Here is a 12,127-nt window from a genome sequence, read left to right on the forward strand (position 1 = left end):
AAGACATGGCGAGACATCGCCTTTCGCAGTCAAACGGTGCGGGGCCGTATTGTTCCTGGCCACGTCTGGATGGCGTCGGCACACTGCTTGCGGACATGGTGCCGGACCCGCCGCACCTAAGGGGAGGCCGTAAGGCCGCCGTCACCGGCCCTCGATCCGGATCGAGAAGCTGCGCCGCGCGCCCTGCGGCGGCTTCGGGAAGGGACCGGCGCGGCGGACCAGCCGGACCGCCGCCCGGTCCAGGTCGGACGACCCCGAACTGGCGGTGAGAGAGACCGAGGCAAGGTTGCCGCCGTTGCCGATGGTGAAGGCGACCACGGCCGCGCCGCGCGCGCGCACCGCGGGCTTTCCGGCGCGCGACAGGCGGCGCATGACCAACCCCGGATAGTTGCTTGCCGCAGCATTGCCCGCCTCCTGCGTCCGCCCGCCCCGGCCGCTCTGTTGCGCCCTGGCTTCGGCCCGTCCGTTCGCCGCGCCCTTGACCGCGGCGCTTCGGGCGTTGCCGGCCTTCGGCTTCGAAGCGGCGGGCGCCGGCCTTGCCTCGGATGGCGCCGGGTCCACCGCGCGGCGGTCGCGATGCCGTTCCACGAAAGCGTCCCGGCGCGGCTGCGGACGGGGAGAGCGGGTGACGCCCGGCTCTTCCGGCGCGGTTGCCTCCAGTCGTGCGGACGGCTCCTCGGGTGCGAGGGCTGCGGGGCGCTGCGGCTTCTCTGTCGTCGGGTCGGGCGCGGGCGGGACGGCGTCGGACGGTCGGACCCTGCCCAGGGGTTGCAACGGCGGCCGGGACTCGGCGGTGTCGGCGCTCAGCGTTCCGACCGCCATGTCGCGGAAGCCGTTGCCGAGACGCACCTCGGCCGACTCTCCCGCACCTTCGATCATCGCGGTTTCGGAGGGGCGCAGCGCCAGGGCAAGGGCGCCGTGGGCCGCCAGCGCAAGCAGCAGCGCGGCGCGTTTCGCCGCAGCGGAAGAGCGGATCATCGAAGCCCCCTTTCCGTCACGATCGCCACGGCCCCGGCCCCCGCCTGCCGCAACGCCTGCGCGCGCGCGATCAGCGTCGCCGCGGGCAGGTCGCGGTCGGGCACCAGCCGCACCCTTGCGCGCGCGGGTTCGGGCAGGGTGGCCAGGAATGTGGCAGCCGAGGCGACGGGCGCGCCCTTGTGCGTCATGCTGCCATCAGCGTGCACCACCAGCGCGTCGGCGGGAAGGCTCCGTTCCGGCCCTGCGGTGCGCACCAGCGTCAGCTTCCCGTCGAGCGGCGGGGCGAGCGTGCCGGCCACGAGGAAGAAGATGAGCATCAGGAAGACGACGTTGATCAGCGCGATGGCCGGTTCGCGTTCGGCACGCGCGGTCCGCCGTCTCATGAGGCCTCCAGGACCGTGACCTGCACGGTCGGCACCCGGCGCAGGGAGACGAGGAGATCGGCCATACGCTGGGACGTCACATCGCGCTCCACCGCGACCAGAACGCCCAAGCGAGCCTCGCCCGACCGCAACGCCGCCAGCGCCGCGGGCAGCGACGCCATCTCTGCCGCCCGCCCGTTGACCCGCAGCCCGCTTGCCGCGAGGGACAGGAACACCGGGCGATCCGCCCCCGCCCCGCCGCCGCTTCCCGAGGCGGCCAGGTCGATCTCGGCGAAGCGCGTGAAGGTCGATGACAGCATGAAGAACAGCAGCAGCAGGAAGATGACGTCGATCAGCGAGGTCATGCCCAGCCTGCGCCGCCGCCTTTCCCTACGCATGGAGGGGACCGGCGGCGGCGGCGGTCGTGGCCGCCTGCCGCCCCTCCGGCGCAAGGATCGTGCGCAGCGCGGTCTGCGCCAGCACACGGTCCGCATCCATCTTCGACTCGAACCAGCTGAGGATCACCGAGGTCGGCATCGCAACCGCAAGGCCGACCGCCGTCGTCAGCAGCGCCACCCAGATTCCGCCGGCGAGGATCGAGGGGTCGACCTGCGCCCCCGCCTCCTGCAACGCCTGGAAGGCCGAGATCATGCCCAGCACCGTGCCGAACAGCCCGAGCAGCGGCGCGATCTGCGCGACAGAGTCGAGGAGGCGGAACCCGCGCTCCAGCGTGGCGAACCGCGCTTCGGCCTCGGCCTCCAGCCGCGCCGCATCGGCACGGCCCGCGACGGCCATCGCGATCACCGGGGCAAGATAGCTTTGGGCGCGGTCGAGGTGGCGGTGCGCCGCGGCGCGATCCCCTCGGTCCCAGGCCGCGACGGCCGCCCGCAGCGCCGCGTGGCGGCCGACCCCGGCGAGCGCGAACTGCCACAGCTTGTAGAGCACGACCGCCAGCACCAGCACCGACAGCAGGACAAGCAGCAGCACCACCGGACCGCCCAGATCGGCAATCCTCAGAAGGCTGTCGCGGAGGGCGGCGATCATCCCAGAACCTCCACGTCCGTCCGGCTGAGCAGGTCCAGCCCGGCGGTGCAGGCGTCGTGCGGAAGCTCCGCCCCGTCGCAGGTCTCGGCGCCGTTGACCAGCATCCGGCCGAGCGTCGGACAGGCGAGGCCGGGGACGAGGAACTGGCGCACCCGGGGACGGGCGGCGGGCAGGGTGCCGAAATCGAACAGGGTCAGCCGTTCGACCCGGCCCGCGGTGTCGAACAGGACGACTTCGTAGACCGCCTGCGAGATGTCCGAAGCCAGCCCGTTCCGGATCACGAAGCTGATGCGGCAATCCGCATCGACGGCTTCGAGCGCGTTCAACTCGATCGAGACATGGGGCTCCACGGCATCCTGTGCCGTGGCCGTGGTGGCGAGCGCAATGCACAGGGCCAATGCAACGGGCCATCTGGGGAAAACCGACATGCGAAGCCTCCGAAATCCTGATCGGTCTCTGGCTTGGCGCATGGCGCTGGCTGGCGACTCCCTATCATCTGGCGCGGAGCGCTTCAATACCTGATTGAATTAGTAGGATATGAAGGAGCGCGGAAACAGGCATGGAACACGCGCAATCGCGCAGCTTGTCCGGTCCGTGACAGTCGACGCCGGATGCGCCGAAACCGGGCCGTTCGCCCCGCGTCCGCGTCCGGCACGCGGCGGTCTTTAAGGCTGCGGAAGACCGCGCCGCGGCCGACACGCGGGCTCACGCCTCCGCCGACGCCTCGATCCCCATCCCCTCGACCGCCGTGAAGCCCTCGAACCGCGGCGTGCCCTCGTGCAATTTGCGGGTCTCCCCCGCCCGCGCATGGGCGGCGCGGAATTCCGGGCTGCGGGTCCAGGCGCGGAAGTGGTCCTCGCTCTGCCAGAGGGTGTGGGAGGCATAGAGCACGCGGCCCTCCTCCTCCGGCCCCTTCAGCATGTGGAAGGACACGAAACCCTCCATGTCCCGCAGATGACTGTCGCGGGACCGCCAGAGTTCCTCGAACGCCGCGGTGTTCCCGAGCGGCACGGTGAATCGGTTCATGGCAAGATACATCGGGGTCTCCTTACTGGGATCTGAGCGAGGCGCAGAGATCGGGACGCGCGGCGGGCGGCACGATGCGCACCTCGTCGAAGGGCGTGTCGTCCGCGCCCTCGACGAAGCCGATCGCATGGGTCGTCACGTCCGGCGCGGCCTGCGCGATGGCTGCGGGCACGCCCCAGTCTGTGCGCGCGTGGCCGTTGCCGGCGATTACCGCGATGGGCGCGCCGTAGGTCTCCAGCGCCTCCAGCGCGGCGCGGGCGAAGACGGCGTCGCGATAGCGCTGGATCGCCACCATGCCCGCCATCGCCGCCACCGGCATCGCGCCGCAATGGGCCTCGAACTGAAGCGCCTCCCGCGCCGCCTGCTGTTCCGCGGGCAGCGCGCGGTCGAGGCCGAAGCGCGGAGCGTCGGCGCCGAACAGCGCCGCCGCGCCCTCGTCATAGACGGCGCGCACGGTGTCACGCGGGGCAGCGGCCCCGACGATCACGGCTTCGCCCAAGGCATCGAACACCGGAGCGTAGAGCGCGAAATCCGGCCAGCCGCTTGCCGCCCAGATCTCCGGCAGCCTCGCGCGGTCGGCATTCGCGGCCTCCGCCTCTTCCGCCGTCAGCATCTCGAACACCACGGCGGTCGGGCGCAGCGCCTCGATCGCGGCGGCCTGGGCCAGGTGGGCGTCGGGATTGTCGTGCACCTCGCCCAGAAGGGTGATGTCGGCCGCCGGCTGCGCGAAGGCGCCCGGGGCCGGGAGACAGGCGAGAAGGATCAGAACCGGAGCGATGCGCATGAAGAGGACCTGTCAGAGGGACGCTGCATGGGGCAGAACATAGGGCACCCCCGGCGGAGGCGGAACCGAAACGCCCAGATTGCAGCCATAGGCGCGCGACAGGATGTCGCTTGTCAGCACCTCGGAGGGGGCGCCGAAGGCCAGGCGCCGCCCCTCGCACAGGACCAGGATCCGGTCGGCATGAAGCGCCGTCAGGTTCAGATCGTGCATCACCGCGACGACGCCGCCGCCCGCCCGCGCGAAGCTCCGGGCGATCTCCATCACCTGCACCTGGTGCGCGATGTCGAGGCTCGACACCGGCTCGTCCAGCAGAAGCCAGCGCGGCCGACCCTCCGCCACCGGCTCCCAGACCTGGGCCAGCACCCGCGCCAGCATCACCCGCTGCGCCTCGCCGCCGGAGAGGTCCTGAAAGCTGCGCCCGGCGTGATGGGCCAGCCCGACGCGGGCAAGCGCGCGCATCGGCACGTCGGAACGCGCGCCCGCGATGCCCGACTGCAGCCCCAGCCGCACCACCTCGATCACCGTGAAGGGAAAGGCAAGATGCGTGGCCTGCGGCAGCACCGCCCGCTCGGCGGCCTGCTGCCAGGGCTTCAGCGTGGCGATATCCCGGCCGTTCAGGATGACCGTCCCGCGAAAGGGCAGGCTCCCCGTCAGCGCCCCGAGGAAGGTCGACTTTCCCGACCCGTTCGGCCCGACGATGGCCGTGACATGACCCGCCAGCGCGACTAGGCCGACGCCCCGCACCGCCTCGCGCCGCCCGTAGGCCACGCGGATCTCCTCGGCGACGAGGCTCACGGCGCCACCAGCCCGCGGCGTTTCAGCAGGATCCACAGGAACACCGGCGCGCCGAGGATCGCGGTGACGATGCCGATGGGCAGTTCGGCGGGGGCGATGGCGACCCGCGCGATCACGTCGGCCAGGATCAGCAGAGTCGCCCCCAGAAGCGCGGCGTTCGGCAGCAGCGTCCGGTGATCGGGGCCCGAGGCCAGCCGCAGGAGATGCGGCACCACGATCCCGATGAAGCCGATCCCGCCCGACACCGCGACGGCCGCCCCCGTCGCCGCGGCCACGGCAAGGATCGCGACCGATTTCATCCGCTGCACGTCGATCCCGATATGGGCCGCGGTCGCCTCGCCCAGGGCCAGCCCGTTCAGCCCGCGCCCGAGGGCGAAGGCGGCGCCGAGGGCCAGCAGGATCAGCGGCCCCGCCGCCAGCACCTTGATCCAGCTCGCCCCCGCGAGGGATCCGAGGCCCCAGAACGTCAGGTCGCGCAGCTGCCGGTCGTCGGCGACATAGACGAGGATCCCCGACACCGCCCCGGCCAGCGCGCCAAGCGCGATGCCCGCCAGCAGCATCGTCGCGACAGAGGTGCGCCCCTGCCGTGTCGAGACGCGATAGAGCAGAAGCGTCGAGGCCCAGCCGCCGAGGAAGGCGGCGAAGGGCGTCAGCTGGTTGCCGGTCAGGCCGAGCAGCCAGCCGGGCAGCGCCGCGCCCAGCACGATGGCGAGGATCGCGCCCAGCCCCGCGCCCGCCCCGACCCCGACGAGCCCCGGATCGGCCAGCGGATTGCGGAACAGCCCCTGCATGACCGCCCCCGACACCGCCAGCGCCGCACCGACGAGCAGCCCCATCGCCAGCCGTGGCAGGCGGATGTCGTACAGCACCACACGCTCGGTCCGGGTCAGCTCCACGCCCTGCACCAGCCTGGTCGCCACGCCCGAGAGCGAGACGCCGGTCGCCCCGGTCTCGAGACTCGCGATACAGGCGAGCACCAGCAACCCCGCCAGCCCCCAGTGAAGCGCGCGGGCGCGGGCCATGCGGTCCGGCACGGCCGGCAGATCCTCCAGGACGGCCGCCATGGCTCAACCGTCCTCGCCGTAGAGAGCGCGGTTCAGGCGCTGCACCGCCTCCGCCGTGCGCGGACCGAAGCCCAGCATCAGCAGCGCGTCCATGCGCACGACCGACCGGCTTTCGGCCGCGGGCGTGACACTGACCGCCGGCATCGCCAGCAGCTCGTCGTCCCCGGCGCCGTGATCGCCGCCCCGGTCCATCATCAGGATGACGTCCGGCGCGGCCAGCCCCACCGCCTCGTCACCGATCTGACGGTAGCCTTCGAAGCCCGACACCGCGTTGACGCCGCCCGCCATGCGGATCAGGGCATCCGCCGCCGTTCCCGTGCCCGAGGCGTTGATCCGGCCGCCCTGGGTCGACAGGACGAACAGCACGCGCTTCCTGCCCGCTTCCGGGCGGGCGGCATCGGCCATGGCCCTGTCCAGCGCCGTCTTCACCTCCCGCGACAACTCCGCCGCGCGTTCGGGCACGTCAAGGGCCGCGCCGATGACCTCGATCTTGTGCAGGATCCCCTCGGCCGTCGGCGTGTCGGGCACCTCAACGAAGTCGACGCCGGCGGCGCGGATCACCTCCAGCGCCTCGGGCGGTCCGGCGCCGGGGTCCGACAGGATCAGCCCCGGCCCGACCGACAGCACGCCCTCGGGCGAGAGCGCGCGCATGTAGCCGACATCGGGCAGCCGGGCGACCTCGGGCGGCCAGGTCGAGGTGGTGTCGCGCGCCAGCAGGCGGTCCGACTGGCCGAGGGCGGCGACGATCTCGGTGACCGCGCCGCCGATGGACAGGACGTCCGCCCTGTCCGGTCCGGCAAGGACGAACGGCGCCGAGAGCGCCAGCGAAGCGGCCACCAGAAGGGACGCGAAGCCCCGCAACGGCCGATGGAACAGGTGCCGCCTCATGCCGGAACCTCCGCCAGCGACGGCAGGGCCTCGACGATCCGCCCCCATGCGGGTCGCGAATCCCTCCCCTCCTTCGGCACGCCGAAGACCTGGAGGATCAGCCCGCCCTCGGCATCGAAGGCCTCGACCGAGAGCGCGGGACCGCGCTGCGTCGGCTTCTCGACCGCCCAGACCTCGGCGACCCTGTCGCGCCTCAGGTGCAGGTTGAAGCCGGGATCCAGCACGTTCTGCCAGGGGCCCATGTCCTGCAACCGCAGGATCGGCCCGCTGTGGATCTGGATGCAGCCGCGGTTGCCGACGAAGACCATGACCTCGATCCCCGAGTCCCGCACCGCGTGCAGCATCCCGTCCACCGCCCCGGGGGCCAGCGGCCGCACGAACGGCGCCCCGGCGATCCGGTAGGCGCCCAGCCGGTTCATCCGCAGCCTGGAACAGAGCCGCAGGAACTGGTGGGTGTCGGTCAGCTTCGCCCATTCCTCGCGCAGGACCGCGGCCTTTTCGGGCCGCACCTTCGCGCCCTCCACGGGCCGGCTATGCTCCACCACCTGCGCATCGCCCTGGTCGTCCAGCGCGAGGGCAGAGACGAGTCCCGCCCAGGCGTCGTGGTTCGAGCCGTCGCGCAGGTGGATCTTGTGCACCGCGTCGCCCGCGGCATCGAAGATCTGCAGCGAGCGGCGCACGCCCTGCCCGGACGGCGTTTCGACCGCGAAGCCATGCACCCAGTGGGCGGGGAAGATCCGCAGGTCGATGTCCTCGGTCAGGGTCATCGCGGCATGGGGGCCGGGATGGTAGTTTCCGTACTGCCCCACCTTCTCGTGCACGCAGGCCGGAACGCGGGTCAGCGCCATGACCTCGCCCAGGGTCTCGGCGGCCGGGATGATGCGGTCGGGATGGGCGTCGATCCGCGTCGCGCCGTGCCCGACCTGCGCCGCGACCAGCACGGCCTCGGAAACGCCGAGGGCGCCGGCGGCGTCGCGGGCGCGCAGCTTCGGGTGGTCGGCCATATAGGCGCGAATGGCTTCGGGGGCGGCTGTGGCGCGTGTCGTCATGGGCATCCTCGGTCTGTGCAAAGGTCCGATGGCTGCGCCCGAAACGAAGCGGTGCGTGGCTTTCGCGAAATACTTGACTATTTTAGTATGGATCCTGTAGCGGTGCAATCCGTGGCGAACGGAAAGTTCGCCGGATTTTCCCCAGACGCCTCGCCAGCCTTCGCAAGCCACGGCTTTTTCCAAGAAAGAAGGATGGCACCATGCTCCCCTCCCTCCTGCGCGGCACGACCGCGCTTGCCTGCCTGTCCCTTGCCCTGCCCGCCATGGCGCAGGACAGCGATCCGGGTTTCCTCGGTACGCTGATCCTGACCGGCGGCAAGCGCGACCTCACCTTCGGCACGGCCCTGTCGCGCACCGTCGTCGACGACGAAGAGATCATGGATCGCCAGGCCGGCACCGTCGCCCAGCTGATCGATTCGGTGCCCGGCGTGACGCTGGTGAACGGCACCACGCCCCAGGGGTCGGGCATCAACATCCGCGGCTTCGGCGCCAACACCACCTATAGCTCGGACCAGAAGATCGCCGTGCAGGTCGACGGCGCGAGCGTCGGCTCGGAAGAGCTGTACCGCATCGGCACGCAGCTGTTCACCGACCCCCTGCTCTATCGTCGGGTCGAGGTGCTGCGCGGCACGGTCGGCAGCTTCGCCTACGGCTCGGGCATCGTCGGCGGGGTGGTGAAGCTGGAGACGAAGGACGCCAGCGACTTCACCGGCGGCCTGCCCGGCTTCGGCGGCGCGCAGACCTTCGAATACAGCACGAACGGCAGGGGCAAGGTCAGCTCCACCAACCTTGCCTGGATGCCCGCCACGGGGGCCGAGTTCCTGCTCAACTACTCCTGGCGCGACCAGGAGGACCTGAAGGCGGGCGACGGCACCACCATCGGCAACAGCGCCTTCCGCACGCCGTCCTGGCTGGCCAAGGGCAAATTCACCTTCGGCCCCGGCGACGCGCACTCCCTGACGCTCGGCCATTCGCGCACCGTGGCCGACGACAAGGACGTGCCCTATGACCAGTTCGACACCACCGGCGGCACTTTCGGCAACGTCGATCGCCTGACGGAAACGACCCAGAGCACGCTGGAATACCGCTTCGATCCGGCAAGCGAGCTGATCGACCTGCGCGCCAACCTCTCCCATGCGGACCAGAAGATCGAGTACGGGTATGTTCCGGGATCCTCGCCGCTCGAAGGCACGCCGACCTTCCCGTTCCTGCTCGACACGATCAACGCCGACCAGCGCTACGAGACGACGAAGCTGACCCTGTCGAACCGCGCGCTGTTCACCACGGGCGCGGTGCAGCACGACATGCTGGCCGGGATCGAGGTGCAGCGGCGCCGGCGGGCCGACAACACCGCCGCCGGGGCGCCGGGGGGCACGAACGACCGCAGGGCGCTCTTCCTGGTCGACGAGATGACGGCCGGCCGGTTCACGATCACGCCGGCGCTGCGCTATGAACACTCGAAGATCGACAGCGCCCTGCCCCTGGCCGGAGTGCCGGACGTCCATGAGAAGGACGGGCTGATGGGCGGTCTGGCCCTCGCCTACGAGATCGCCGAGGGCCTCTCGGTCTTCGGCAGCGCCGCCTACACCGAGGCCCTGCCGATCATCGACGACCTCGGCACCTCGGCCACGGCGCAGCGCCGTATCGGCATCGCCGAGAAGTCGGGCACCGTCGAGCTTGGCGCCGAATACACCGGATCCGACGTCTTCGCCGCGGGCGACAGCTTCACGATCCGCGGCAACGCCTACCGGACCCGGCTCTGGGACATCACGAGCTATGTGGTGGCCGGCGCCATGTCGACCGACCTCGACCGGGTGAAGACCGAGGGGATCGAGATCGAAGCCTCCTACGGCATGGCGAACGGGTTCTACGCCGACCTCGCCGGGCACATCGGCAACGGCACCGAGTTCAACCCCGACGGCACCTTCGCGACCTGGCGCAACAGCGCAGCGGACCGGGTGCAGCTGACCCTCGGGCAGCGGCTGGGCGAGAAGCTGGACCTCAGCTGGGAGGTGGTCCACGCCGCCGACCGCCGCGACGCGCTTGGCGCCGACCTGCCGAGCGTGACCGTCCACAACCTGCGCGCCACCTGGCGGCCCCAGGGCCAGCCCTGGATGAACGGCACCGAGGTGCGGTTCGGGGTCGAGAACCTGCTCGACAGGGATTACGTCGGCCACCTCTCCTCGCCCACCCGGAAGGCGCCGGGGCGCACCATCAAGGTGTCGGTAACGAAGATGTTCTGACCCCGCTCGTGCATCCCCGCACCCTCGCGGATTGGATGGGAACACTCGGATTGACATATCCGAGTGTTTCACTCAGATATTTCTTCAAGCACCCTGCCACCGCGACTTTCGAGTCGCGGAAGCCTGGGGATACGAGTGGACAAGACAGGATGGACGACAGACACAAGCGGCTTGCCTCGCGCGGCGCGGCCGAGACCGGACCCGCGACCGCGCGCGACGAGATCCTCGGCCGGCTGGCCGGGGGCGAGGCCTGGCGGCTCGGGAGCATCGAATGGCTTCTCGACTGGATCGAACAGCGCCCCGAGGCCCCGCGATGACCGGGAGCTGCGTGAACGACCGGACGATGTCGGAGCCCGAACGGCCGCCGAGCCATTCGGCCGAAGACCTGACCGGCGGCGGCAAGCAGGCCTGGATCGAGCATTCGGGGCAGATCTACGTGCTGCGGATCACCCGGGCGGGCAAGCTCATCCTGACGAAGTGAGGCGTCGGGAGGCGTCTCACAGCAGGTGCCGCCGCCCGCCCGCTGCGTCGGCATCGGCCGCGTCGTGGGTGACCTGCAGCACCGGCAGGCCCCGCTCCCGCGCCGTCTGGAAGACGAGGTCGCGGACCTGCGCCCGGAGCAGCGTGTCGAGCTTCGAGAACGCCTCGTCCAGAAGCAGCGCGCGCGGCTCCGACAGCAGCATCCGCATCAGCGCGACCCGCGCCCGCTGCCCGCCCGACAGCGTCGCCGGATCGCGCGGGGCGAAGTCCGCCAGCCCGATGGCCTCCAGCGCCGCCTCGATCCGCGCCTGCCGTTCCGTGCGGCCCCTGACCCCGGGGCGCAGACCGAAGGCCAGGTTCGCGCCGACGGAGAGGTGCGGAAACAGCAGCTCGTCCTGGAACAGGATCCCGATGCGCCGCGCCTCGGTCGGCAGGCGGGTGATGTCGGTGCCGTCCAGCAGGATCCGCCCCGTCATCGCGAAGGCCGGGGGCAGCGTGCCGGTGATCGCCGCCAGCAGCGTCGACTTGCCCGACCCCGAGGGCCCCATGACCGTCAGCGCCTCGCCCGGCGCGATCAGCGTGTCGATGGCCACCAGACGCTCGGGCCCAAGCGCGATGCTCACCCCGGCCAGCCGCAGCCCCCTCTCGTCCCTAACCATCCCGAAGCCCCGCACGATGCCGCCACAGGATCCGCGGCAGGAAGACGGCGATCAGGAACGGCGCGAGAGCCGACAGCGCCTGCGCCAGCGCATAGACCCCGATCACCCGCCGGTCCCCGCCCGAGGCCAGCGCCACGGCCTCCGTCGTGAGCGTCCCGACCCGCCCCGCCCCCACCAGCAGGGTCGGCAAGTACTGCCCCACCGAGGCGGCGAAGCCCACCGCCGCCGCCGTCAGCAGGGGCCGCAGCAGCATCGGCAGGCGCACCGCCCAGAGCACGCGGTCGGGCCCCGCGCCAAGCGCACGGGCCACCGTGTCCTGCCGCGTGTCCCAGGCGCGCCAGGGCTCGGACAGCGACAGGAAGACGTAAGGAAGCACGAAGACCACATGGGCCAGGATCACCGCGCCCCGGTCGCCGTCCAGCCCCGCGGCCAGCGACAGCGTCTGGAACCCGGTCAGGAACGCCACCTGCGGCACGATCAGCGGCAGGTACAGAAGCCACAGCGACCGGCTGGCGGGGCGCAGGCCGTGGCGATGCTCGGCCTCCAGGCAGGCGATGGTCAGCAGCAGCGCGGCCAGCGTCGCGGCGCCGCCGATCAGCAGCGTCTCGCGCACCGGCCCGGCCAGTTGCGGGCCGAACCGCTCCCAGCTGCGCAGGGTGAAGCCGCCGGGCAGCGCATCGGGAAACTGCCAGAGCCCGGCGAAGGACCAGACGACCAGCCCGGCGATCCCCGCGAAGACCGCCAGCGCCGCCATC

General features: G+C 71.3%; 16 protein-coding genes. 3 read left to right on the forward strand and 13 right to left on the reverse strand.

The features are described 5' to 3' along the window. Positions 1-141: 141 nt before the first annotated feature. The 11 genes from A7B20_RS09655 to A7B20_RS09705 all read right to left on the reverse strand — a co-directional run bounded on the left by A7B20_RS09655 (position 142) and on the right by A7B20_RS09705 (position 7,990). On the reverse strand, positions 142-978 hold the full coding sequence (locus tag A7B20_RS09655) for a TonB family protein (protein ID WP_102108366.1): 837 nt from the start codon (positions 976-978) through the stop codon (positions 142-144). Then, the gene (locus tag A7B20_RS09660) at positions 975-1,361 is read right to left on the reverse strand and encodes an ExbD/TolR family protein (RefSeq protein ID WP_102108367.1); all 387 of its coding nucleotides are present in this window, start codon (positions 1,359-1,361) and stop codon (positions 975-977) included. The genes A7B20_RS09655 and A7B20_RS09660 overlap by 4 nt, the downstream gene beginning before the upstream one ends. Further along, positions 1,358-1,738: a biopolymer transporter ExbD gene (locus tag A7B20_RS09665; protein WP_102108368.1), complete on the reverse strand. Its 381-nt coding sequence runs from the start codon at positions 1,736-1,738 to the stop codon at positions 1,358-1,360. Before A7B20_RS09665 ends, A7B20_RS09660 begins: the two co-directional genes overlap by 4 nt. Beyond that, entirely contained in the window at positions 1,731-2,384 is a 654-nt protein-coding gene (locus A7B20_RS09670; protein ID WP_102108369.1) for a MotA/TolQ/ExbB proton channel family protein, read from the reverse strand. Before A7B20_RS09670 ends, A7B20_RS09665 begins: the two co-directional genes overlap by 8 nt. Continuing rightward, entirely contained in the window at positions 2,381-2,812 is a 432-nt protein-coding gene (locus A7B20_RS09675; protein WP_102108370.1) for a hypothetical protein, read from the reverse strand. The genes A7B20_RS09670 and A7B20_RS09675 overlap by 4 nt, the downstream gene beginning before the upstream one ends. Positions 2,813-3,089: 277 nt before the next feature. Continuing rightward, complete coding sequence (gene hmuQ / locus A7B20_RS09680) at positions 3,090-3,422, reverse strand: heme-degrading protein HmuQ (protein ID WP_102108371.1); 333 nt, start codon at positions 3,420-3,422, stop codon at positions 3,090-3,092. Between the two features lie 10 nt (positions 3,423-3,432). Further along, a complete protein-coding gene (locus A7B20_RS09685) occupies positions 3,433-4,194 on the reverse strand; it encodes a ChaN family lipoprotein (RefSeq protein WP_102108372.1) in 762 nt (253 codons plus the stop codon). 12 nt (positions 4,195-4,206) lie between these two features. Beyond that, positions 4,207-4,989: a heme ABC transporter ATP-binding protein gene (locus tag A7B20_RS09690; RefSeq protein ID WP_102108373.1), complete on the reverse strand. Its 783-nt coding sequence runs from the start codon at positions 4,987-4,989 to the stop codon at positions 4,207-4,209. Further along, positions 4,986-6,053, reverse strand: a complete 1,068-nt coding sequence (locus A7B20_RS09695) for a FecCD family ABC transporter permease (RefSeq protein WP_102108374.1) — start codon at positions 6,051-6,053, stop codon at positions 4,986-4,988. Before A7B20_RS09695 ends, A7B20_RS09690 begins: the two co-directional genes overlap by 4 nt. A gap of 3 nt (positions 6,054-6,056) precedes the next feature. Further along, complete coding sequence (locus A7B20_RS09700; RefSeq protein ID WP_102108375.1) at positions 6,057-6,941, reverse strand: heme/hemin ABC transporter substrate-binding protein; 885 nt, start codon at positions 6,939-6,941, stop codon at positions 6,057-6,059. Further along, complete coding sequence (locus A7B20_RS09705) at positions 6,938-7,990, reverse strand: hemin-degrading factor (protein ID WP_102108376.1); 1,053 nt, start codon at positions 7,988-7,990, stop codon at positions 6,938-6,940. The genes A7B20_RS09700 and A7B20_RS09705 overlap by 4 nt, the downstream gene beginning before the upstream one ends. A 200-nt stretch (positions 7,991-8,190) precedes the next feature. Between A7B20_RS09705 and A7B20_RS09710 the strand changes: the two genes are divergently transcribed. From A7B20_RS09710 to hemP, 3 genes are all read left to right on the forward strand, one after another. Beyond that, a complete protein-coding gene (locus tag A7B20_RS09710; protein WP_102108377.1) occupies positions 8,191-10,233 on the forward strand; it encodes a TonB-dependent receptor domain-containing protein in 2,043 nt (680 codons plus the stop codon). A 149-nt stretch (positions 10,234-10,382) separates the two neighbouring features. Next, positions 10,383-10,550 (forward strand): hypothetical protein, encoded by a 168-nt coding sequence (locus A7B20_RS21240; protein ID WP_157937648.1) that lies wholly within the window; start codon positions 10,383-10,385, stop codon positions 10,548-10,550. Between the two features lie 26 nt (positions 10,551-10,576). Beyond that, positions 10,577-10,714 carry a hemin uptake protein HemP gene (gene hemP, locus A7B20_RS09715; protein ID WP_102108385.1) on the forward strand — a complete coding sequence of 46 codons (138 nt, stop codon included), beginning with the start codon at positions 10,577-10,579 and terminating at the stop codon, positions 10,712-10,714. A 16-nt stretch (positions 10,715-10,730) separates the two neighbouring features. Here hemP and A7B20_RS09720 read toward each other — a convergent pair whose 3' ends face one another. Then, positions 10,731-11,372, reverse strand: a complete 642-nt coding sequence (locus A7B20_RS09720; RefSeq protein WP_102108386.1) for an ATP-binding cassette domain-containing protein — start codon at positions 11,370-11,372, stop codon at positions 10,731-10,733. Next, positions 11,365-12,127, reverse strand: a 763-nt coding sequence (locus tag A7B20_RS09725; RefSeq protein WP_157937649.1) for an ABC transporter permease subunit, incomplete at its 5' end; no start/stop codon positions are given. The genes A7B20_RS09725 and A7B20_RS09720, both read right to left, overlap by 8 nt.

It is taken from the genome of Oceaniglobus roseus (assembly GCF_002869745.1).
Classification (GTDB): domain Bacteria; phylum Pseudomonadota; class Alphaproteobacteria; order Rhodobacterales; family Rhodobacteraceae; genus Oceaniglobus; species Oceaniglobus roseus.

Excerpts from the sequence above, each read along its gene's own strand:
- A7B20_RS09655 (WP_102108366.1), bottom strand. The coding sequence starts at position 978 with ATGATCCGCTCTTCCGCTGCGGCGAAACGCGCCGCGCTGCTGCTTGCG.
- A7B20_RS09660 (WP_102108367.1), bottom strand. The coding sequence starts at position 1,361 with ATGAGACGGCGGACCGCGCGTGCCGAACGCGAACCGGCCATCGCGCTG.
- A7B20_RS09665 (WP_102108368.1), bottom strand. The coding sequence starts at position 1,738 with ATGCGTAGGGAAAGGCGGCGGCGCAGGCTGGGCATGACCTCGCTGATC.
- A7B20_RS09670 (WP_102108369.1), bottom strand. The coding sequence starts at position 2,384 with ATGATCGCCGCCCTCCGCGACAGCCTTCTGAGGATTGCCGATCTGGGC.
- A7B20_RS09675 (WP_102108370.1), bottom strand. The coding sequence starts at position 2,812 with ATGTCGGTTTTCCCCAGATGGCCCGTTGCATTGGCCCTGTGCATTGCG.
- hmuQ (WP_102108371.1), bottom strand. The coding sequence starts at position 3,422 with ATGTATCTTGCCATGAACCGATTCACCGTGCCGCTCGGGAACACCGCG.
- A7B20_RS09685 (WP_102108372.1), bottom strand. The coding sequence starts at position 4,194 with ATGCGCATCGCTCCGGTTCTGATCCTTCTCGCCTGTCTCCCGGCCCCG.
- A7B20_RS09695 (WP_102108374.1), bottom strand. The coding sequence starts at position 6,053 with ATGGCGGCCGTCCTGGAGGATCTGCCGGCCGTGCCGGACCGCATGGCC.
- A7B20_RS09700 (WP_102108375.1), bottom strand. The coding sequence starts at position 6,941 with ATGAGGCGGCACCTGTTCCATCGGCCGTTGCGGGGCTTCGCGTCCCTT.
- A7B20_RS09705 (WP_102108376.1), bottom strand. The coding sequence starts at position 7,990 with ATGACGACACGCGCCACAGCCGCCCCCGAAGCCATTCGCGCCTATATG.
- A7B20_RS09710 (WP_102108377.1), top strand. The coding sequence starts at position 8,191 with ATGCTCCCCTCCCTCCTGCGCGGCACGACCGCGCTTGCCTGCCTGTCC.
- A7B20_RS21240 (WP_157937648.1), top strand. The coding sequence starts at position 10,383 with ATGGACGACAGACACAAGCGGCTTGCCTCGCGCGGCGCGGCCGAGACC.
- hemP (WP_102108385.1), top strand. The coding sequence starts at position 10,577 with ATGTCGGAGCCCGAACGGCCGCCGAGCCATTCGGCCGAAGACCTGACC.
- A7B20_RS09720 (WP_102108386.1), bottom strand. The coding sequence starts at position 11,372 with ATGGTTAGGGACGAGAGGGGGCTGCGGCTGGCCGGGGTGAGCATCGCG.